Source organism: Pseudomonas sp. SDT291_1_S447, assembly GCF_054070155.1.
In genome coordinates this window covers 1-19,656 of sequence record NZ_JBSVXS010000100.1, presented here as the reverse complement: position 1 = coordinate 19,656, position 19,656 = coordinate 1, and the positions used below count along the sequence as shown (strand labels likewise).

The window sequence follows — 19,656 nt, the reverse complement described above, 5'->3', positions numbered from 1 at the left end:
CGCTCCCCAAAGGTGATCGCATTCCAAATGTGGGAGCGAGCCTGCTCGCGAAGGGCCGCGCATCGGTATCTACGGCTTACAACACAATACTCATGCCATCGAACGCCACTTCAACATTACGCCGCGCCAGTTCGGCACGCTCCGGCGAATCTTCATCGAGAATCGGGTTGGTGTTGTTGATATGGATAAGCACCTTGCGCTGCTCAGGCAACTGCTCCAGCACTTCGAGCATGCCGCCAGGCCCGTTCTGTGCCAGGTGACCCATCTCGCGACCGGTACGGGTGCCGACGCCGCGGCGCTGCATTTCATCGTCGTCCCACATCGTGCCGTCGACCAGTAGGCAATCGCTGCTCGCCATGATCTCCAGCAGCGGTGCATCGACCTTGCCCAGCCCCGGCGCATAGAACAATTTGCCGCCGGTGTTCAGGTCTTCCACGATCAAACCAATGTTGTCGCCCGGGTGCGGATCGAAGCGGTGCGGCGAGTACGGTGGCGCGGCGCTGCGCAATGGCAGCGGGGTGAAACGCAGGTTCGGGCACGCCGCCACGGTGAAACTCTGGTCGAGTTCGATGCGGTTCCAGTCCAGCCCGCCATTCCAGTGCGTGAGCATCTTGAACAGCGGGAACCCGGTGCTCAGATCTTCATGAACCATGTCCGTGCACCAGACCTGATGCGGGCAGCCTTCGCGCAGGCTGAGCAGGCCGGTGGTGTGGTCGATCTGGCTGTCCATCAGGATGATCGCGCTGATGCCGGTGTCACGCAGGGCGCGGCCCGGTTGCATCGGGGCGAAGCTTTGCAGCTGCGCGCGGATATCTGGCGAGGCGTTGCACAGCACCCAGTTCACGCCGTCATCGGAGATCGCGATGGACGATTGGGTGCGGGCCTTGGCATTCAGGCTGCCGTCGCGAAAGCCTGCGCAATTGACGCAGTTGCAGTTCCACTGCGGAAAACCGCCGCCGGCGGCCGAACCCAGAATCTGGACGAACATGAACACTCCATCATTTCAACGCGGAAAATAAAACGCCCCGGCGAGCCGAGGCGTTGCACTGCAATTCTACGTAAGCAGAACTCAGCGGCTGGCGAAGTACATGGTGACTTCGAAGCCGATACGCAGGTCGGTGTAAGCAGGTTTTGTCCAGGACATGGTGTGTCTCCTCAGGGTGGGTGGGATAGCGCTGTCCATAGTTATAGTCCACGGCAGCGCAGAGATGTTCCAAATAGTTAGGCTGCTATGTTACTCAAAATTTCACCGGGTTTGCCCGTGAATCTTTGAGAAAGCTCCTTGCAGCCTAGGTAATGATCAATTTCCCGCTTGCCATGGGGTTTGCGGCACTGGATCGCTGGCGAGGCAGAGCCAGCCACCTTCTGCGTTGATCAAGCGCTGTGCAGCGCTGAGCAGTGTCTGGCGATCCAGTAGGCCGATGGCAGCGATCAGTTGCTCAAGATAATCCGACGAGTGGCCAGCGAGCTTGGCCTGCCAGAGCAATTCGGCCGCCTCTTTGCCGGCCAGGGTGGCGTCGTCGAATTGATCGGCGAGCTTTTGCCGGTGTTGGCTGAGGCCGACGTCATCAAGCTGTTCGATCAGCGCGGGAATGCCGTTGAGAAACTGTTGAATGTGCTCGAGCAACTCCGCAGGTTTGACATTTGGCGATTGCACACCGAACAGGAGGCTCGTTTGACCCTGGATCTGGCGCAGCGCACTGAATACCGCGTAGCCCAATTGCAACTCGACTCGCAAACGCTGATAGAACGGTGTCTGGCAAAGCTGCGCGAGCAGGCGCCATGCGGCTTCCTCGGCGATGTCACGATTGGCGGTCGGGCAGCACAGCAGCAAGGCGTGTTCGCTGGATGCGGTATCGATGTGGCTCCAGTGTTTTTGCACTGCGATCGCCTCAACTGCTGGCAACTGATTGTCCGGGATCCCGGGAATGCGGCTAAGGGCCAGGCCCATGGCTGACTGTGTCTGTTGATTCAGACCCAAGGCGAGGCCGTCCCAGCGCGAAGTTGTCCACAGGTGTTTGGCGTCGTCGCCGGTTTTGGCAGATTGCAGAACATGTTCCGGCAACGCCTTAAGCAGCTGGCGAATGGGGATCAGCGGCGTTTCCGACTCACTACGTGGGGAATTCGCGTCAACTTGCGTCAGATTTTTCAGCGCGTGCTCAAGGATGCTGGGCATCGATTCCTGAAAACCGGTGAGCTTCAGGAGCCATTGCGTACCGCTGGCGTTGAAAGACAACTCCACCCCGGCTTCGCGCGCATCCTGCTGCGTTTGCCGAAGACTGCGTTGCAATCTTGAGTGCAGATCAGCGGTGGCTGCAGCTTCCATGTACCAACGCAGGTAGATCGCGCCTTCATCGCCGCTGTCCGTCAATGCCTGGCTGAACTGCATCGGCGAGCGTTCGCGGCGCCCGCGTGAGCGATCCTGAGCAAACGTGCGCAGGCCACGGTGGGCGCTGGTCTGGCCGCGAATCAGCCCGGCATTGGCCAGAGGTTCGCTGGCGCGCAGGAATGGATTGGCAGCGGGCAGGTGCCAGTGCTCGCTGAAGTTATCCACAGTGCCGATGTCGCCGAGGATCTGCCTGAGGGCTGCAACGCCGGAATCGGTCAGGCGGTTTTCCAATGGCTCACTGTCGAGCCGCGCCAGTTGCAGCGGACCACTGACCTGCTGCTGACGTTGTAGTAGGGCGGCGTATTCCTCGCGCAGTGGCGCCCAATCCTGCTGGGCAAAGAAACTCAGCCAATCGCACAGATGTTCGCGAATGGCCGTCAACGATTCGGATGGAGCAGTGAATTCCAGATGCAGTAACGCTTGTCCGGCAAAGTGATAAACCGGCACTGCGTTCAAACCATCGGCGAGATTCTGCTGCTGCAAATGCGCCAGCAATCCGCCGGGTTTGCCGCTGTTCAACCAATGGCAGAGAAACGCCAAAGCCTCGCCGGACGATTCAGGCACGGTATCGAAGGCGAACATCAGGTTGCCGCGCTGTTTGCCGACCTGTTGATAACTTTTCACCGCCAGCGGCAGGGGCATGACCTGCGCAACTTTATCCCCAACCGGCAACATAGACGCGAAATGCTCAGCCAGCGCTTTTAGTTCTTCAAGACTTTGCGGCCCCGCCAGACTCAAGGTCATTTGCCCGGTCTGATAAAACTGTTGGTGGAAATCGTTCAACGCCTGCTGAAACGCCGGATCCTCCACTCTGAGACTGTCCCGATTCCCCGCATGAAACCCGCGCAACGGATGCTCTGCCGGTAAACCTTGATACAACGCAAACTGCTGCTGAGCCGCAGGATCCTGCGACCAGGCGACAAACTCCGCCTGCAACACTTCCCGTTCCCGCAACTGATCGTCCAGATTCATACGCGGATTGGCGAGCATGTCTGACAGACGCTCCAATCCAGCGCTGAACGCTTGTGTCGGCAGCTCAAAGAAAAAGTCGGTGGTACGTTCTCGCGTGCTGGCATTCACTTGCCCGCCATGGCCTTGCACGTAGGCCATCAGTCCTTCACCCGCAGGAAAACGCTCGGTGCCGAGAAACAGCAAATGCTCGAGAAAATGCGCCAGCCCCGGCCATGCCAATGGCACGTCATGGCTACCGGCGGCCACTCGTAGTGCAGCGGCGCTGCGCTTCAGGCCGGACACATGACGCAGGGTCACGCGCAAGCCATTGGCCAGGGTTTCGGTGTGGGGACGGGGGTGAGTCGGCGCAGGCATGGGCACTTCCAGAACAGTGAAGTGCCAATGCTAGCGGATTAGCGCTGATTCAGCGCGGCGTAAAGCTCCGGACGGCGGTCGCTGAGGTAGCGATTGGCCGCGCGCGAGTCGAGCATCGACTGCCGATCCAGTTCGCCAACGATCAGCGCTTCGTCGAGACCGGCCTGGGCGATGCGGCTGCCGTCCGGTGCGGCGATGCTGCTTTGCCCGCAATAGTGGATCTCGCCTTCGCTGCCGCAATAGTTGGCGTAGGCCACGTAGCACTGGTTTTCGAAAGCGCGGGAACGCACGGTGACGTCAGCGACGAAATCGAACGGAATCATGTTCGCCGTTGGCACCAGAATCAGCTCGGCGCCGGCGAGTGCCAGACGGCGGGTGTTTTCCGGAAACTCGAGGTCGTAACAGATCAGGAAACCGAGCTTCCAGCCGTTGAGTTCGACGATGGGAAAATCATCCTCACCCGGGCTGAACATCGAGCGATCCAGATCACCGAACAGATGCGTTTTGCGGTAATTGCACAGGCGCTCACCGCTCGAATCGATCAATTGCACGGCGTTGTAGATCTGTCCGTCGGCGGTGCGCTCCGGATAGCCATAAACAATCGCCAGACCGGCAGCCTTGGCGATTCGCCCGATCTGCTGCGCCCATTCACCGTTGTGGACCTCGGCCAAGGTGCTGACCGCTTCGGCGCCGATGTTGTAGCCGGTCATGAACATCTCCGGCAGCACCAACAGGTCGGCGCCCTTGGCCTCCATCGCCAGTTGATGCAGGCGTTGCAGGTTGGCGGCGGGGTCCAGAGGCAGCGGCGGACATTGGTAAAGGGCTACACGCATCAGGGATTCCTCTTACTCGGGCAGGGCGATAGGGCCGATGTCTTTGAACACATCACCGGGGCCCGGGTTCGCTTTATGTGTCGATCCACCGAAATGCTTCATGATCCCCCACACCGCGTTGAGCGAGGTTTGCACTGCGCCTTCGACCCACGCCGGTGTCCACGATACGTCGTCGCCGGCGATGAAAATTCCGCGCTGCTCGGCTGGCATCTCGTCCTGCATGAAGTGCGCATACATGCGCTGGTTGTAGCGATAGTGGCCCGGCAGTGCACCTTTGAAGGCGCCGAGGAAGTACGGGTCGGCTTCCCACGACACGGTGATCGGGTCGCCGATGATCCGCGCGGCGATGTCGACTTTCGGATAGATCTTTTTCAACGCGTTCAACGCCAGCTCAACGCGTTTTTCCACAGGGTGCGGAAGCATTTTCAACGCGTCGCTCATCCACGAGTACGACAGGCAGATCACGCCTGGCTTGTCGTCGCCGTTGTCGAACAGATAGGTGCCACGGGTCAGGCGATCGGTGAGGGTCATGCTCATCAGGTCGCGACCGGTTTCCGGGTCCTTGTCCTTCCAGAACGGCCGGTCGACCATCACAAAAGTCTTCGACGACTGCATGTAGCGGGTGCGATCCAGCGCCATCCACATCTTCTGCGAGAACAGGCTTTCGTCGCATTCGATCTGGGTGGTCAGCAACCAGCTCTGGCAGGTAGTCAGCACGGCGGCGTATTCGCGGGTGTCGCCGTTGTTGTCGGTGACCGCGAAACGACCATCCGCCGCGTGGGCAATTTTCTTCACGCCGGAGCGCGGCGCACCACGGTGCAGGGATTTCAGGCTGGTGCCTTCGGGCCAGTGCACGCAGCGCTCCGGCACATGTCGCCAGATGCCTTGCGGCACTTGCTCGACGCCGCCGACCACCAGGTGCTGGTGATCGTCGCAGTTGGTCATCACCACGCGGAAGATTTCCAGCATCGAGTTGGGGAAATCCGAGTCCCAGCCGCCGGTGCCGAATCCGACCTGACCGAACACTTCGCGGTGATGGAACGACAGTTTGGCGAAGGCTTCCGAGGTGGCGACGAAGTCGTAGAAGGTGCGGTCATCCCACAGCGGCACCAGGGTATTCCACAGCTCTTTAAGGCGTGGCACATCACGGTCGCGAATGGCTTGCTGGATATCGGCGAACTGCGAGCCGGCCTCCAGTGCGTCCGCCCAGGCGTCAGCCACTTCTTGAAACAGTGCGGGAAGATCCGCCAGTTTCTGTGCGTAATGGGTTTTGCCTTCCAGGTCGATCACGGTGCTGCCGGAGGCCGGCGTCAGCGGGTTCGGGAAAGGTTTGGTTTCCAGGCCGAGCTTGTCGACGTAGTGATAAAACGCGGTGGAGGACACCGGAAAACGCATGCCACCCAGTTCAGCGACGATGCCGTCAGTGCCGTTGAAGGCCTGCGAACGCAGACGACCACCGAGTTTCGATGCTTCGTAGACCACGGGTTTCAAGCCGAGCTTCATCAGCTCGTAAGCGGCTACCAGCCCGGCGATACCCGCGCCGACAATCGCCACTTCGGCGCCGTGATTATGTTCAGGAATAGTGCCGAGACCGGCCGGGTGTTCGATCCAGTCGTCGAAGGCGAACGGAAAGTCCGGACCGAAAATGGTGACCGGTTTCTTACCGTCTGCAGGATGGCGATTGTTCTTGTTCATGGCTGACCTTGCTGGCGACCCGACGCGGGATGCGCGTCTGAGTATAGGAAAAGATGCCAGCCATTCTAGGGAGCGTAGAACACGTTAATAAGACGCAAAGTGTCGTCGTTTTGCAAAATTAGCAATCAATATGACGAGCAGCTACTACAGAACGACCAAAATGTGGGAGCGAGCCTGCTCGCGAAGAGGCCCTGAAATTCACCCGAGAAGCCCATCAAAATCTTAAACCGGCTGCCCCCGATCAATCTTGCTGCTCAAAATGATCGACGTCGTGGTCTTCTCCACCCCGTCCACGCTGCCAATCTGATCCAGCAACTGATCCAGTTGCTCCGGCGAATCCGTACGCAACCACGCCACATAATCAAACTCGCCACTCACCGCACACAGCTGCTGCACTTGGGCCATCGCACTTAACCGACGCAACACGTCCTTGCCGGAACGCGGCTGCACCTTGATCCCGACGTAGGCTTGCAAGCCACCATCGACCACGCGTTGACCCAAGCGCACGCCATACCCGGTGATCACTTTGGCTTTTTCCAGGCGCGCCAGTCGCGACGTCACGGTGGTGCGGGCAATGCCCAATTGCCGGGCGAGCATGGCCACGCTCTCACGGGCATTGATCTGCAGGGCGGCGATCAGCTGACGATCGATTTCATCAAGCACGGGCGGGCGGATGTCTGGCAAGGGGCGGCTCCATTGGCGCGGATCTTTGGCCTGTGCATGTTACAGACTCAGTCAGTAGACCGCTTGCAGGCGATGATGCTGAAACGCAGACATGGAAAAACCGCGCCGTCACGCGACTTTTTACGTGCGCATGGGGAGTCGAATGCTGCGCGAGAAACTTGACAGTTTTCGCTCTATCAACTGGTAACTGAAGTAAGCAACCGCCAGCACTGCGGCGTAGCAAACTGCCCAAAACAATAGTGCATGCCAGACGCTGTTACCGCTGAGCCCTGTCATGACCCATAGGCGCCCGCAAACGCTGAGTGTCAGAACATGCGACAGGTACAGCGAATAGGACATGTCCCCGACAGATCTGAGAAGAGCAGATGCCTTCATTCGACCTTTTGCTTCTTGCAGTGCAAATGCCAACAATAAAAGTGTGTAACCACCACCGACCGCAACTGCACGGTCCAGGGATATGGATTGAATGACATCGGCGTCGCCGACGACATCCCAGGCAATTGCGTAGACGAGTCCAGTCAACCCGGTCAATACCATTAGGGGGATGTTAAAAGGGGACGGCGAGGTAGCCGACGAAAGCTTCAGATACGCGATTCCAGCCAGGGCGCCGAAAATGAATTCGATAGAGAACTCATGGAACATGACTCGGAGATAGGGATTACCCGGCGTATCCGTGAATAACGAAACACCGATAATCGTGATTAACCACAGCATAAATGCATGCGTTATGCGCTTGGCCGGCAGCATCAGGATCAAGGCAAATACGAGATAAAACCAGACTTCGTGGATGAGTGACCAGGCGACCATCAATAAGGGTAACGTCGAACTCGGGAGCAGGAAAAATGATGACACCATGTCAACAGATCCAGCTTGAGATCCGTTCACCAGCTCGGGCTTGATCTGAGCAACAAGGAAGAGGGCGAGAAAATAAACCCAGTAGGTCGGATAAATTCGAAAGAATCGCCCTTTGAGAAAGTTAGCCACTTTGCCTTTAAGACCGAACTTGTTACGGAAAGCGATAATCATCACGAAACCACTGATGACAAAAAACAGGTCTACGCCGGTTTGCCCAAAAACAAACAGCTTCGGTAAAAGGCTTTCACCTTTCACATATTTGGCATTGATGAAGAGTGAGTGAAACGCTACGACAAAAAGCGCCGCCAGCCCCCTGCCAGCTTGTAGCGAGGAAAGTTTGTACACGGTTATTTATCCCTAAAGCCGTCAGACATCCTGTGCTGGCATTTTGGGAATTGTGATTCCCGGACGCAAGTGCCAAGGCGTGCATTGGCTGTCTACTTTCAAACGCCAGAAACACGAAAGCCGCGCATTTAGCGCGGCTTTCAGGTTTGGTGGGCCCACACGGACTTGAACCGTGGACCAAAGGATTATGAGTCCTCTGCTCTAACCAACTGAGCTATAGGCCCTCAGTAGGTCGCGGATTATAGCGACGGTTTCTCGGCTGTGCTATCCGAATAATCCGATACGGTTACACGAAGAAACGTCGCGGCGAATTCTTCTGGTGGTAACGGCAGGCTGACGATGTAGCCCTGGATCTGTTCGCAGCCTTCGGCGGCGAGAAATTGTTGTTGCGCCTGGGTTTCCACACCTTCGGCGATGACGGTGAATTGCATGCTCCGGCCCAGCGCGATAATGGCCCGGACAATGGCCGCGTCGTGGGGATCGTCGGGCAGTCCACGAACGAATGACTGGTCGATCTTGAGGATATCCAGCGGCAGGCGTTTGAGGTAACTGAGCGAAGAATATCCGGTGCCGAAGTCGTCGATCGCCAGTTGTACACCGAGATGTTTGAGCTGGTGCAGCACGGCCAGCGCCTCTTCGGCCTGACTCATGATGAAATTCTCGGTAATTTCCAGTTGCAGTAAATCCGGCTGCAGGCCGTTGTCGTTGAGCAGTTGTTCGATGCGCCCGAGCAGATTCGGCTGACGCAGTTGCGCGCCGGCGAGGTTCACCGACAGCGGGCCGAGGCTGTCGTAGATCTGATTCCATTCGAACATTTGCCGGCACGCGGTCTCGAGCACCCAATCACCGATCTGCAGGATCATGCCGTTTTCTTCGGCCAGCGGAATGAAGTGCTCCGGCGGTACGTCGCCGAAGGTAGGGTGACGCCAGCGGATCAGGGCTTCAGCACCGACCAGGCGATGGTCGTCAAGGCTGATTTTCGGTTGGTAGTAGAGGCGCAGTTCATCGCGCTCGATGGCCCGGCGCAGTTCGTGTTCCAGCGCGATGCGCTCGCTGGCCTGGGCGGTGAGGTCGCGGGTATAGCTCTCGACACGGTTGCGGCCCTTGGCCTTGGAGCGGTACATCGCTGCATCGGCATTTTTTACCAGCGTAGCGACGTCGCAACCGTCCCGCGGATAGAGGCTGGTGCCGATGCTGGCGCTGATGAAGAACTCATGCTCGCCGGCCTGGAACGGCGCACCGAAACAATTGAGCAGTTTGGTGGCGATGTTGTCGGCGTCGCTGGCCTGTTGCAGGCCGGGCAGCAGGATGATGAATTCGTCACCACCCAGACGCGCCACGGTATCGATGTCGCGCAGTTGCTCTTTCAGGCGCACGGCGATGCCCTTGAGCAGCAGGTCGCCGACCGGGTGACCGAGGCTATCATTGATGTGTTTGAAGCGGTCGAGATCGAGAAACAGCACGGCGCCCTGACCACCGTTTTCCTGCTGACTGTTCAGTGCCATCAGCAAGCGGTTTTCGAACAGCGTGCGGTTTGGCAGGCCGGTGAGCGGGTCGTGGTGCGCCTGATAGTCGAGTTTGGCTTGTGCATGCTTGAGACTGGAGATGTCGGCAAACACCGCGACAAAGTGAGTAATGAACTTGTCGCGATTGCGTACCGCGCTGATGGTCAGCCAGCTCGGGTACAACTCGCCGTTCTTGCGCCGGTTGGAGATCTCGCCCTGCCAGTGACCTTCGTCGGTCAACTGGTGCCACATTGCCGCGTAGAACGCGCTGTCATGCAGGCCGGAGGCGAGCAAGCGCGGTGTATGGCCGAGCGCTTCGCTTTCGCTGTAACCGGTAATCTCGGTGAAGGCGCGGTTGACCGCACTGATGTGCTGTTGGGTGTCGGTGATCAATACGCCTTCAGCGGTGCTTTCGAACACGGTGGCGGCCTGTTGCAGTTTTTCCTGCATCAGATGACGCTCGGTGATGTCGCGGGCGATGGTCAGCATGCAGTCTTCTTCACCGATCGGCAGCGGACGGCTGGAGACTTCGCAGAGGCGAATCTGCCCGTCACTGCGGCGAATATGACAGGTGAAGTCACGCACAAAGCCGTCGCGGTGCAACAGGTCGAGCATCTGTTTGCGCTCGTTGAGATTGACCCATATCCCCAGGTCCAGCGCCGAACGATCCACCGACATGGCGCTATTGAAACCGGTGATACGGCTGAAACCTTCGTTGACCTCCAATAGCAGGCCATCGCTCTGGCGTGATAACAACAAACCATCCGGCGAGGCATGGAAGGCTTTGGCGAATTTCTCTTCGGAGGTTTGCAGCTGCTGCTGGGTTTCCTTGAGCTGGGTGATGTCACGTACAACGACCACCAGGGCTGGCGTGGTGTCCAGATCGAACGGCTCGGCGGAAATCAGGCCAGTGAACAATTGGCCGTTGTTGCGGCGAAAGGGCATCTCCAGGTTGCGAATACTGCCCGCCTGCAAACGTTGCAGAAGTCCCGGACCGACGCCGGGAATGCCCCAGATATTCAGGTCGGTCGCCGTTTGGCCAAGGACTTCCTCGGCTTTCAGCCCGATCTGTTCTTCAAACGCTTCGTTGACCTCCAGCAGGCAACCGTCGGACAGTCGTGCAATCACCAGAATATCCGGGCATTGCTGGAAAACCGAAGCGAATTTTTGCTCCGAGAGCTGCAGTGCTTCTTCAGTGTGTTTGATTTCGCTGATGTCGATCATCAGGCCGCGCATCACCGGCTCATGACCATGTTCGATCAGGCTGACGATGTCGCGCACCCACAAGCAGCGACCATCGGCGGTGATCACCCGATAGTCGACGATGTGATCACGGCCCTCGCGCAGGGCCTCCTTGCAGTAGCTCTGCGTACGGGTCAGATCGGCCGGGTGAATGATGTTGTGCCAGAAGCCGGGGATCAGCCAGTGCGATTGTGGATAGCCGAGCAAGTCCTCGGCGTGGGGTGACACGTAGCTGTAGGTGAAGTCGCTCATCCGCGCTTCCCAAGCAATGGCCGACAGACTCTCGACCAGGCCACGATAGTGATATTCGCTGCTGCGCAGTTCCTGTTCGAGGTCGATACGTCGGGCGATTTCCGAACTCAGGCGGCGGTTGATGCGGATCACCACGGCGAGGATCGTCACCAGCAGCAACAGTCCTGGCAATCCGTAGATCAACAAATCTGACCAGAATGTCCGATGATCAAGGACGTTGCCGACCCAGTGCTCCTGAATGCTGCTGATTTCATCAGGGCTCATGTCCGCGAGCACTTTGTCGAGAATCCCCACCAGCATCTTGTTATCGCGGGGCACGGCCATTGCCAGTTGGTAGCGATACGGGGTTTCGCCACTGACGTACAGGCCGTCGAGCTTGAGCTGGCGCAGGCTCCAGACACTCGAAGCGAGGTCGCCGACCACGGCGTCCACTTCGTCGGTCGCCAACGCCTGCAGCGCCGAACTGACATTGGGCATGGCCACCAGATTCAGATCGGGGTGGTGGGTGCGCAGCAGTTCGTGGGGCGCATAGTTTTCCACCACGGCGATTTTCAAACCGTACAGGTCGTCGAGCTTGCGCGGTTGCGCGCCGCCGATGTGGGCAAGGATGACAATCGGGAAATCAAGATAAGGGCGGGTGAACGACAGGTAGGTCTGGCGCTCAGGGGTGGACATGATGCCGGGGAGAAGATCGATTTTGCCCGATTTGACCTGCTCCAGCACCACCGTCCAGCTCACTGGCTCAATGGGGGTCAACTTGATTGCCAGGCGTTGGCGAATCACATCGATATAGTCGGCAGCCAGGCCCTGATAGCGGCTCTGATCGTCGCGAAACTCAAAGGGCGGCCACGATGCATCGACACCCAGGCGCAAGTCCGGGTGAGCCGCCAGCCAGCTACGTTCTTCATCGGTCAGAGTCAGCGCGTCAGCCGTTGCGGTCCAGATCATCAGTGACAGCAAAAAAAGCACGGACGCCAATCTGGGCATAACGCTCTCGTTATGGCTCGGGGATGATTGTTTCGAGTGTAGACGGGGTATGCGGGGGAGGGGCGTTGCGAAGGATTTAATCTGCCATATAAACAAAACCCCCGGCCTGGGCCGGGGGTTCTGGTATCACTCGTCGAGGAAGGAGCGCAGATGCTCGCTTCGCGTCGGGTGGCGCAGCTTGCGCAGCGCCTTGGCTTCGATCTGACGGATCCGCTCACGCGTTACGTCAAACTGTTTGCCCACTTCTTCGAGTGTGTGGTCGGTGTTCATGTCGATACCGAAACGCATGCGCAGTACTTTGGCTTCACGGGCAGTGAGGCCGGACAGCACTTCGCGAGTCGCTTCTTTGAGGCTCTCAACAGTGGCGACATCGATTGGCGACTGCATGGTCGAGTCTTCGATGAAGTCACCCAGATGGGAGTCTTCGTCATCACCGATCGGCGTTTCCATGGAGATCGGTTCTTTAGCGATCTTCAATACCTTGCGGATTTTATCCTCAGGCATTTCCATGCGTTCGCCCAGCTCTTCCGGAGTCGGTTCGCGACCCATTTCCTGCAACATCTGCCGGGAAATACGGTTGAGCTTGTTGATCGTCTCGATCATGTGCACCGGAATACGGATGGTGCGGGCCTGGTCGGCGATCGAGCGAGTGATCGCCTGACGGATCCACCAGGTGGCATAAGTCGAGAACTTGTAACCACGACGGTATTCGAACTTGTCTACCGCTTTCATCAAGCCGATGTTGCCTTCCTGGATCAGATCGAGGAATTGCAGACCGCGGTTGGTGTACTTCTTGGCGATCGAGATCACCAGACGCAAGTTGGCTTCAACCATCTCTTTCTTCGCGCGGCGGGCCTTGGCCTCACCGATCGACATGCGACGGTTGATGTCCTTGATTTCTGCGATGGTCAGACCGGTTTCGGTTTCCAGCGCGATCAGTTTCTGCTGGCAACGAATGATGTCCGGCTGCACACGACCAATGGCCTCGGCGTACTTGCTCTTGCCTTTGGCCAGGGCGTCGGACCAGCTTTCGTCGACTTCGTTGCTCGGGAACTGACGCAGGAAATCGGCGCGTGGCATACGTGCATCACGTACACACAGTTGCATGATCGCGCGCTCTTGCTGACGCAGACGATCCAGGGCACCGCGAACACGCTCGACCAGGCCTTCGAATTGCTTCGGAACCAGTTTGATCGGCATGAACAGCTCGGCCAGTGCCAGCAACTCGGCAATCGCTGCCTTGTTGCTGCGACCGTGCTTTTTCAGGGCCTTGCGGGTGATTTCCATCTGATCAGCCACGGCGCCAAAGCGCTGGGCAGCGATGACCGGATCCGGACCGCTTTCGGCTTCTTCTTCGTCATCGGAAGATTCGGCTTCATCGTCGTCGGTGTCGTCGTCGGCTTTCGCCACTTTCGCTTCGACAGGCGGCGGCACTTCGGCAGGCGGCGCAATGCCATCGTCCGGGTCGATGTAACCGCTCAGGACGTCGGACAGGCGACCACCTTCGGTGGTGACGCGGGTGTACTCGGAGAGAATGTGGTCAACCGTGCCAGGGAAGTGCGCGATTGCGCTCATCACTTCACGGATGCCCTCTTCGATACGCTTGGCGATTTCGATTTCGCCTTCACGAGTCAGAAGCTCGACCGTACCCATTTCACGCATGTACATGCGCACTGGGTCAGTGGTGCGACCGATATCGGTCTCCACCGCTGCCAACGCAGCGGCTGCTTCTTCCGCAGCGGCCTCGTCGGTATCGGCGTCGGCCAACATAAGGGCGTCCGCATCCGGAGCACTCTCGTGTACGGGGATCCCCATGTCGTTAATCATGCGGATGATGTCTTCCACCTGCTCAGGATCTGAAATATCCTCGGGCAGGTGGTCGTTGACCTCGGCGTAAGTCAGATACTTCTGCTCACGACCCAGTTTGATCAACTCAATAATACGAGACTGCTGTTGCGCTTTTCCGGACATAACACCCTATCCACTGAAGGTCTTGGCGGGCAAAAAACAAGCCGAGGATTATACCTGAGCTATGACCTCACGCGCCAGTTGAGGTCGGGTTTGATGCGGAAACATTGCGACTTAATAGGTCGCGCAGTTGGTTTTTCTCTTCAATGCTCAGTTCGCTTTGACGCGCTTTCCTGAGCAACTGTTCCAGATTTCGCTCGCGTTGGCGGGCTGACAAGCTAGTAATGGTGTCGAAAAACTGTTGTTCAAGGTTATCTCCGTCAATCAGCCACTCCTTTTCTGCCAGTGCCTTGAGCAGGCGACCCTGTTCAGTGCCGTGCCATCGCGCGATCAACTGAAATGAGTTTAGCTTGGGATTCTTCTGTACGGCTTCGAGCAACGCCACAAGCAACTGGGCGTTGGTCTGATTTTCGTCCGCAATGTGTCCGGCGTCTTCAACGCGCTCGGCCAATTGCGGGTGATGCAGCAAGGTGCGCAGGGCGGTCAGGGTCGGCGATTCGACGCCGATCGGCGTGCGTGGGCGTTGTTGGTCACGATCGCCGCCACGTTTGCCGTTCTTGTCCCAGGGCTTCTTGTCCCACTTCTTGCCGCCAGCGCCGGGTTTCTTTGGCGTCCATTCCTGCTGCGGCACATACAGGTCCTGTGCCTGCGGCTGATGGTAGTCGCTGTAGTCCGGCATTGCGTCGTAATCGATGCCCGGATCGTAGGCGGGCGGCGCTTCCTGCGGCGCATTTTGTGCGAGCTGGCTGACGGTTTCACTGCTCAGACCAGTAATTTCGGTCAGGCGTTGACGCATCAGGATGCGCAGGTTGGCGCCCGGTACTTTGTCGATCAGCGGGGCCGCGAGGGTGGCCATGTGCGCCTTGCCTTCGAGCGAGCGCGGATCGGCTTCTTCAGTCAGTTGCTGGAAAAAATAGTCCGCCAGCGGTTGAGCATGCTGATTGATCCGTGCTTTGAACGCGTCAGTGCCTTCGGCGCGCACTAGAGTGTCCGGGTCTTCGCCTTCGGGCAGAAACAAAAATCGCGCCCGGCGGCCGTCTTGCAGGCTCGATAGCGTTGCTTCCAGGGCGCGCCACGCGGCGTTACGGCCGGCCTGGTCACCGTCGAAACAGAACAATACGTTCGGTACGACGCGGAACAGGCGCTTCAAATGTTCTTCGCTGGTCGCGGTGCCCAGTGTCGCGACAGCATTCTTCAGGCCTTGCTGGGCGAGGGCGATGACGTCCATATACCCTTCGACGACAATGATTTCGTCGAGGTTGCGGTTGTTCTTGCGCGCTTCATAAAGGCCGTAGAGCTCCTGGCCTTTATGGAAGACCGGGGTTTCCGGTGAGTTCAGGTATTTCGGCTTGTCGTCGCCGAGAACGCGGCCGCCGAAAGCGATGATCCGCCCACGCGTGTCGCGGATCGGGAACATTACGCGATCGCGGAAGCGGTCATAGCGTTTGCCGGTTTCGGCGTTCTCGATCAGCAGGCCGGCGTCGATCATGGCTTTTTGCTGAAGCGTGTCGCTGCTCAAGTGTTTGAACAGGTTGTCCCAGCCCGGCGGCGCGAAACCGAGGCCGAAATCGCGGGCGATTTCGCCGGTCAGGCCGCGGCCCTTGAGGTAATCCACGGCAGCCTTGCGGGCGGGATGGCTCTTGAGCGCCTGCTTGTAGAAGTCAGCGGCAGCGGTGAGCAGCGGGTAGAGCGGCGAATCGGTCGGTTGCCGTGGCTTGCGCTCGCGGCCGCTTTCTTCGCGGGGAATTTCCATGCCGGCGGCTTTGGCCAGATCCTCGACGGCCTGGGGGAAGTCCAGGTTGTCGTGATCCATGAGAAAGCCGAGGGCATTGCCGCCGGCGCCGCAGCCGAAGCAATAATAAAACTGCTTGTCGGGGCTGACGCTGAAGGACGGGGTTTTCTCTTTGTGAAATGGGCAACAGGCGGTGTAGTTCTTGCCGGCCTTCTTCAATTGCACGCGCGAACTGACCACGTCGACGATGTCGGTGCGGTTCAGCAGGTCGTCAATGAAGCTCTGGGGAATCAGCCCGGCCATGGCGTACTCGTCGTCTGCGCTGTAATAAGTCCGATGCGAAATGCTGCCGAACGCGGGTCATTGTTTGAAGCGCGCAAAATATGCGGCTCGACCGGTGTCGTCTGCGTAATCGCTGTCGGGAAGTGTATCTGCCGAAAATCCACTGACGTTAGTACTCATCAGCCTTCGACTATTTGAAAGTGTTGCGCTGAATCCGCTGGCGGCCGGTAAAGGGCCTCGGATAGCTCAATAAAGCGGGCACGCATGCAGGTGCCTTGGGCTGATCGTCGTAAGAGGAATCAGTGGGTGTGCTCGTCAGTAGCCTTGAAAGGCTCGTCAGAAAAGACGTGCACCGCTGGCAAAAGAGCCAGGTCTGACGCGTGAAGCAGATTTGTCTCGGTCGCGTGTGCGGCTTCGACGGTGAAGCATCAAGCGTTTTACGCAAATGCCATTAGCCCGGCTGAGAGCCGGGCTTAGGCAAGAAGCTTGCTACGAACGTCTGTGTATTAGTACAGACGAACGGCGCGGCGCTGTTCGCGCTGAACTTTCTTGGCGTGACGCTTAACAGCGGCTGCTGCTTTGCGCTTACGCTCAGAAGTTGGCTTCTCGTAAAATTCGCGGCTACGAACTTCAGCCAGTACACCGGCTTTTTCGCAGGAGCGCTTGAAACGACGCAGAGCTACGTCGAAGGGTTCGTTCTCTTTAACTTTGACGGCTGGCATCCAGAGCTACCTTCATTCATTACCGGGGTCAACATCCTCGCGGCAAAAGAGCACTTGAAGACGTCGGTTTTTAAGGGTTGCGGATGTTAACCCCTCATCGCTCGGAATGCAAAGCCTCTGATCGAAAACCGCTGGTCGGGGCATCGCGCGGCGACTATTATGCGCGCCTTCGAATTCAGCCTAAACAAGGCGCAAACCCATGCTAGTACTGGGATTAGAAACCTCCTGCGACGAAACCGGCGTCGCATTATATGACAGTGAACGCGGCCTGCTGGCCGACGCGCTGTTCAGCCAGATCGACCTGCACCGGGCCTATGGCGGTGTAGTGCCGGAGCTGGCCTCGCGTGATCACGTCAAACGCATGCTGCCCTTGATTCGTCAGGTGTTGGCCGAGGCTGACTGTGTGCCGACAGAGATCGATGCGATCGCCTATACCGCGGGTCCTGGCCTGGTTGGCGCGCTGTTGGTCGGTGCTTCCTGCGCTCAGGCGCTGGCGTTTGCCTGGGGCATTCCAGCGCTCGGCGTGCACCACATGGAAGGGCATTTGCTGGCGCCGATGCTGGAGCCAAAACCGCCGGAATTCCCGTTCGTCGCTTTGTTGGTTTCGGGCGGTCATACGCAGCTGGTTCAGGTCGATGGTATCGGCCAATACGCCTTGCTCGGCGAGACACTCGACGACGCTGCGGGCGAAGCATTCGACAAAACCGCGAAGATGATGGGCCTGAATTATCCGGGCGGGCCGGAAATTGCCAAGTTGGCGGAGAAGGGCGTTGCAGGACGTTTCACCTTTCCGCGTCCGATGTGCGATCGCCCGGGTCTGCAATTCAGCTTCAGTGGTCTGAAAACCTCTGCGCTCAACGCTTGGCAGCAGTGCGTCAGCGCCGGGGACGACAACGAGCAAGCCCGTTGCGACATCGCGCTGGCGTTCCAGCAGGCCGTGGTGGAGACTTTGACCATCAAGTGCAAGCGTGCCCTGAAACAGGCCGGCATGAAGCGTCTGGTGATCGCTGGCGGCGTCAGTGCCAACAAGGCCTTGCGCGTTTCGCTGGAAAAGATGCTCGGCGATATGAAAGGTGATGTGTTCTACGCCCGTCCCGAGTTCTGCACCGACAACGGCGCGATGATCGCGTTTGCCGGTTGCCAGCGCTTGCAGGCCGGTCAGCAGGAAAGTCTGGCAATCAGCGTGCAGGCGCGCTGGCCAATGGAGCAATTGTCGCCGTTGTGATGAGAGGCGCTCATGGGCGCTATTTAAAAATGCCGTTCGCGCCCGGCAAACAGGTCGCGTAGATTGCCGCGGTGGCGCCAGACGATCAGCAAGGTCAGTGCGCTCATTGGCAACAGCGCCTCCGGTTCCTGCCAGGCCAGCAACGGCAGGGTCAGCGGCGTGGCAATCAGCGCGGCCAGCGAGCTGGTACGGGTCAGGTAGAACGTCAGCAGCCAGGCGCACACGGCCAACAGCGCAGCGGGCGGATACAGGCCCAGCAGCATGCCGGCAGCGGTGGCGACACCTTTGCCACCACGGAAGCGGAAATACAGCGGGAACAGGTGACCGATCACGGCGCACACGCCGATCCACGCCTGATCCTGCAGCGAAAGGCCGACAGCCGAGGCGATCAGCACCGGCACCAGGCCTTTGCACAGATCACCCAGCAGGGTCAGGATCGCCAGTTTGCGACCGGCCAGGCGCAGCATGTTGGTGGCACCGGCATTGCCCGAGCCACTCATTCGCGGATCCGGATTTCCGGTCAGGCGGCTGAGCAAAATGGCGAAGGACAGCGAGCCGAGCAGGTAGGCGAAAGTCGCCAGTAACCAAAACATGCTAACTATTCCGGGCGAGGACGCCCTGATTCTAACGGCGCATTGCGCCCTTGTCGTGCAGCGGAGAGAAGTGCTTGGACAGAGTGTTTATCGAGGGCCTGGAAGTCGACACCGTGATCGGTGCCTACGACTGGGAGCGCGGCATCCGACAGTGCTTGCGACTTGATCTGAGCTTCGCCTGGGACAATCGCCCGGCCGCCGCCGGTGACGACCTGACCCTGGCGCTCGACTACGCTAGCGTTTCCACGCGGATTCAGGCTTTTGCCGAGCAGGCGCAGTTTCAGTTGGTCGAGACCTTTGCCGAGCGTCTGGTCGAAGTGCTGATGGATGAATTCAAGATCACATGGGTGCGTCTGAAGTTGACCAAGCCTGGCGCTGTACCGGCCGCGAAGGGCGGTGTGGGTGTGGAGATCGAGCGCGGATGTCGCTGACTCAGGTCTACCTCGGGCTCGGTAGCAATATCGAGCGCGAAACCCATTTGCGTGCCGGACTCGACGCTTTGGCGACATTTCTGGTGGATATCCGCTGTTCGGCGGTGTTCGAGAGCGCGCCAGTGGGGATCAAGAGCGGGCCGTTCTTTAACTTTGTGGTGTCGGCGTATACCGATCTGCCATTGATGGAGCTGGATCGGCGCTTGAAATTCATTGAGGCGGATAACGGCCGTTACGCGCCGGATCGCAAGGGCTTGCCGCTGGATATCGATGTGCTGCTGTATGGTGATCTGGCGGGGAATTTCGACGGTTTGGTTCTGCCGCGTGCCGAGATTCTGAAAAATGCTTTTGTGCTGTGGCCGTTGTCGCTGATTGCGCCGGATCGCGTGCATCCGGGTGTGGGAAAAAGCTTCGCGACGTTGTGGGCTGAGGCGCAGATTGATCAGGTATTGGCGCCAGTAGCGTTCGAGTGGCGCGGGCAGCAGTTCACGCCGTCGAATCTTTAAAGCAAAAGATCGCAGCCTGCGGCAGCTCCTATAGGAAAACACTTAATCCCATGTAGGAGCTGCCGCAGGCTGCGATCTTTTGAT

Annotated in this window: 15 protein-coding genes and 1 tRNA gene; 3 read left to right on the top strand and 13 right to left on the bottom strand. The window is 58.6% G+C overall.

All coding sequences use genetic code 11. The features are described from left to right. Nucleotides 1-76 precede the first annotated feature (76 nt). From pqqB to rpsU, 12 genes are all read right to left on the bottom strand, one after another. Nucleotides 77-988, bottom strand: a complete 912-nt coding sequence (gene pqqB, locus ACW9IR_RS23085) for a pyrroloquinoline quinone biosynthesis protein PqqB (protein WP_093429954.1) — start codon at nt 986-988, stop codon at nt 77-79. 81 nt (nt 989-1,069) lie between these two features. Next, entirely contained in the window at nt 1,070-1,144 is a 75-nt protein-coding gene (gene pqqA / locus ACW9IR_RS23080; protein WP_003422658.1) for a pyrroloquinoline quinone precursor peptide PqqA, read from the bottom strand. 156 nt (nt 1,145-1,300) lie between these two features. After that, nucleotides 1,301-3,715, bottom strand: coding sequence for a pyrroloquinoline quinone biosynthesis protein PqqF (pqqF, locus tag ACW9IR_RS23075; protein WP_457465197.1), 2,415 nt, complete (start codon nt 3,713-3,715; stop codon nt 1,301-1,303). A 38-nt stretch (nt 3,716-3,753) separates the two neighbouring features. Then, nucleotides 3,754-4,548, bottom strand: a complete 795-nt coding sequence (locus tag ACW9IR_RS23070) for a carbon-nitrogen hydrolase family protein (protein WP_457465196.1) — start codon at nt 4,546-4,548, stop codon at nt 3,754-3,756. Nucleotides 4,549-4,560: 12 nt separating this feature from the next. Beyond that, nucleotides 4,561-6,243 (bottom strand): flavin monoamine oxidase family protein, encoded by a 1,683-nt coding sequence (locus tag ACW9IR_RS23065; protein ID WP_110720729.1) that lies wholly within the window; start codon nt 6,241-6,243, stop codon nt 4,561-4,563. 222 nt (nt 6,244-6,465) lie between these two features. Beyond that, nucleotides 6,466-6,927 (bottom strand): Lrp/AsnC family transcriptional regulator, encoded by a 462-nt coding sequence (locus ACW9IR_RS23060; RefSeq protein WP_042561399.1) that lies wholly within the window; start codon nt 6,925-6,927, stop codon nt 6,466-6,468. A gap of 120 nt (nt 6,928-7,047) precedes the next feature. Then, entirely contained in the window at nt 7,048-8,127 is a 1,080-nt protein-coding gene (locus ACW9IR_RS23055; protein WP_110720728.1) for an acyltransferase family protein, read from the bottom strand. A 147-nt stretch (nt 8,128-8,274) separates the two neighbouring features. Then, a tRNA-Ile gene (locus ACW9IR_RS23050) sits at nt 8,275-8,351 on the bottom strand. A gap of 15 nt (nt 8,352-8,366) precedes the next feature. Next, nucleotides 8,367-12,113, bottom strand: a complete 3,747-nt coding sequence (locus ACW9IR_RS23045; protein WP_110720727.1) for a bifunctional diguanylate cyclase/phosphodiesterase — start codon at nt 12,111-12,113, stop codon at nt 8,367-8,369. A gap of 126 nt (nt 12,114-12,239) precedes the next feature. Beyond that, complete coding sequence (gene rpoD, locus ACW9IR_RS23040) at nt 12,240-14,084, bottom strand: RNA polymerase sigma factor RpoD (RefSeq protein ID WP_102900130.1); 1,845 nt, start codon at nt 14,082-14,084, stop codon at nt 12,240-12,242. 67 nt (nt 14,085-14,151) lie between these two features. Beyond that, nucleotides 14,152-16,116: a DNA primase gene (dnaG, locus tag ACW9IR_RS23035; RefSeq protein ID WP_102900131.1), complete on the bottom strand. Its 1,965-nt coding sequence runs from the start codon at nt 16,114-16,116 to the stop codon at nt 14,152-14,154. A 485-nt stretch (nt 16,117-16,601) separates the two neighbouring features. Beyond that, on the bottom strand, nt 16,602-16,817 hold the full coding sequence (gene rpsU / locus ACW9IR_RS23030; protein ID WP_002551877.1) for a 30S ribosomal protein S21: 216 nt from the start codon (nt 16,815-16,817) through the stop codon (nt 16,602-16,604). A gap of 199 nt (nt 16,818-17,016) precedes the next feature. Between rpsU and tsaD the strand changes: the two genes are divergently transcribed. Next, nucleotides 17,017-18,042, top strand: coding sequence for a tRNA (adenosine(37)-N6)-threonylcarbamoyltransferase complex transferase subunit TsaD (gene tsaD, locus ACW9IR_RS23025; protein WP_095122603.1), 1,026 nt, complete (start codon nt 17,017-17,019; stop codon nt 18,040-18,042). A gap of 23 nt (nt 18,043-18,065) precedes the next feature. Here the strand turns inward: tsaD and plsY are convergent, their stop codons facing one another. Beyond that, nucleotides 18,066-18,635, bottom strand: a complete 570-nt coding sequence (plsY, locus tag ACW9IR_RS23020) for a glycerol-3-phosphate 1-O-acyltransferase PlsY (RefSeq protein WP_038363312.1) — start codon at nt 18,633-18,635, stop codon at nt 18,066-18,068. Between the two features lie 74 nt (nt 18,636-18,709). Between plsY and folB the strand changes: the two genes are divergently transcribed. Both folB and folK read left to right on the top strand, forming a co-directional pair. Then, a complete protein-coding gene (folB, locus tag ACW9IR_RS23015) occupies nt 18,710-19,066 on the top strand; it encodes a dihydroneopterin aldolase (protein ID WP_102900132.1) in 357 nt (118 codons plus the stop codon). Next, complete coding sequence (gene folK / locus ACW9IR_RS23010; protein ID WP_102900133.1) at nt 19,057-19,572, top strand: 2-amino-4-hydroxy-6-hydroxymethyldihydropteridine diphosphokinase; 516 nt, start codon at nt 19,057-19,059, stop codon at nt 19,570-19,572. Before folB ends, folK begins: the two co-directional genes overlap by 10 nt. Nucleotides 19,573-19,656 lie beyond the last annotated feature (84 nt).

What these genes read in the sequence shown, in the direction of transcription:
- pqqB (WP_093429954.1), bottom strand. Translation starts at nt 988, where the DNA reads ATGTTCGTCCAGATTCTGGGTTCGGCCGCCGGCGGCGGTTTTCCGCAG.
- pqqF (WP_457465197.1), bottom strand. Translation starts at nt 3,715, where the DNA reads ATGCCTGCGCCGACTCACCCCCGTCCCCACACCGAAACCCTGGCCAAT.
- ACW9IR_RS23070 (WP_457465196.1), bottom strand. Translation starts at nt 4,548, where the DNA reads ATGCGTGTAGCCCTTTACCAATGTCCGCCGCTGCCTCTGGACCCCGCC.
- ACW9IR_RS23065 (WP_110720729.1), bottom strand. Translation starts at nt 6,243, where the DNA reads ATGAACAAGAACAATCGCCATCCTGCAGACGGTAAGAAACCGGTCACC.
- ACW9IR_RS23045 (WP_110720727.1), bottom strand. Translation starts at nt 12,113, where the DNA reads ATGCCCAGATTGGCGTCCGTGCTTTTTTTGCTGTCACTGATGATCTGG.
- rpoD (WP_102900130.1), bottom strand. Translation starts at nt 14,084, where the DNA reads ATGTCCGGAAAAGCGCAACAGCAGTCTCGTATTATTGAGTTGATCAAA.
- dnaG (WP_102900131.1), bottom strand. Translation starts at nt 16,116, where the DNA reads ATGGCCGGGCTGATTCCCCAGAGCTTCATTGACGACCTGCTGAACCGC.
- rpsU (WP_002551877.1), bottom strand. Translation starts at nt 16,817, where the DNA reads ATGCCAGCCGTCAAAGTTAAAGAGAACGAACCCTTCGACGTAGCTCTG.
- tsaD (WP_095122603.1), top strand. Translation starts at nt 17,017, where the DNA reads ATGCTAGTACTGGGATTAGAAACCTCCTGCGACGAAACCGGCGTCGCA.
- plsY (WP_038363312.1), bottom strand. Translation starts at nt 18,635, where the DNA reads ATGTTTTGGTTACTGGCGACTTTCGCCTACCTGCTCGGCTCGCTGTCC.
- folK (WP_102900133.1), top strand. Translation starts at nt 19,057, where the DNA reads ATGTCGCTGACTCAGGTCTACCTCGGGCTCGGTAGCAATATCGAGCGC.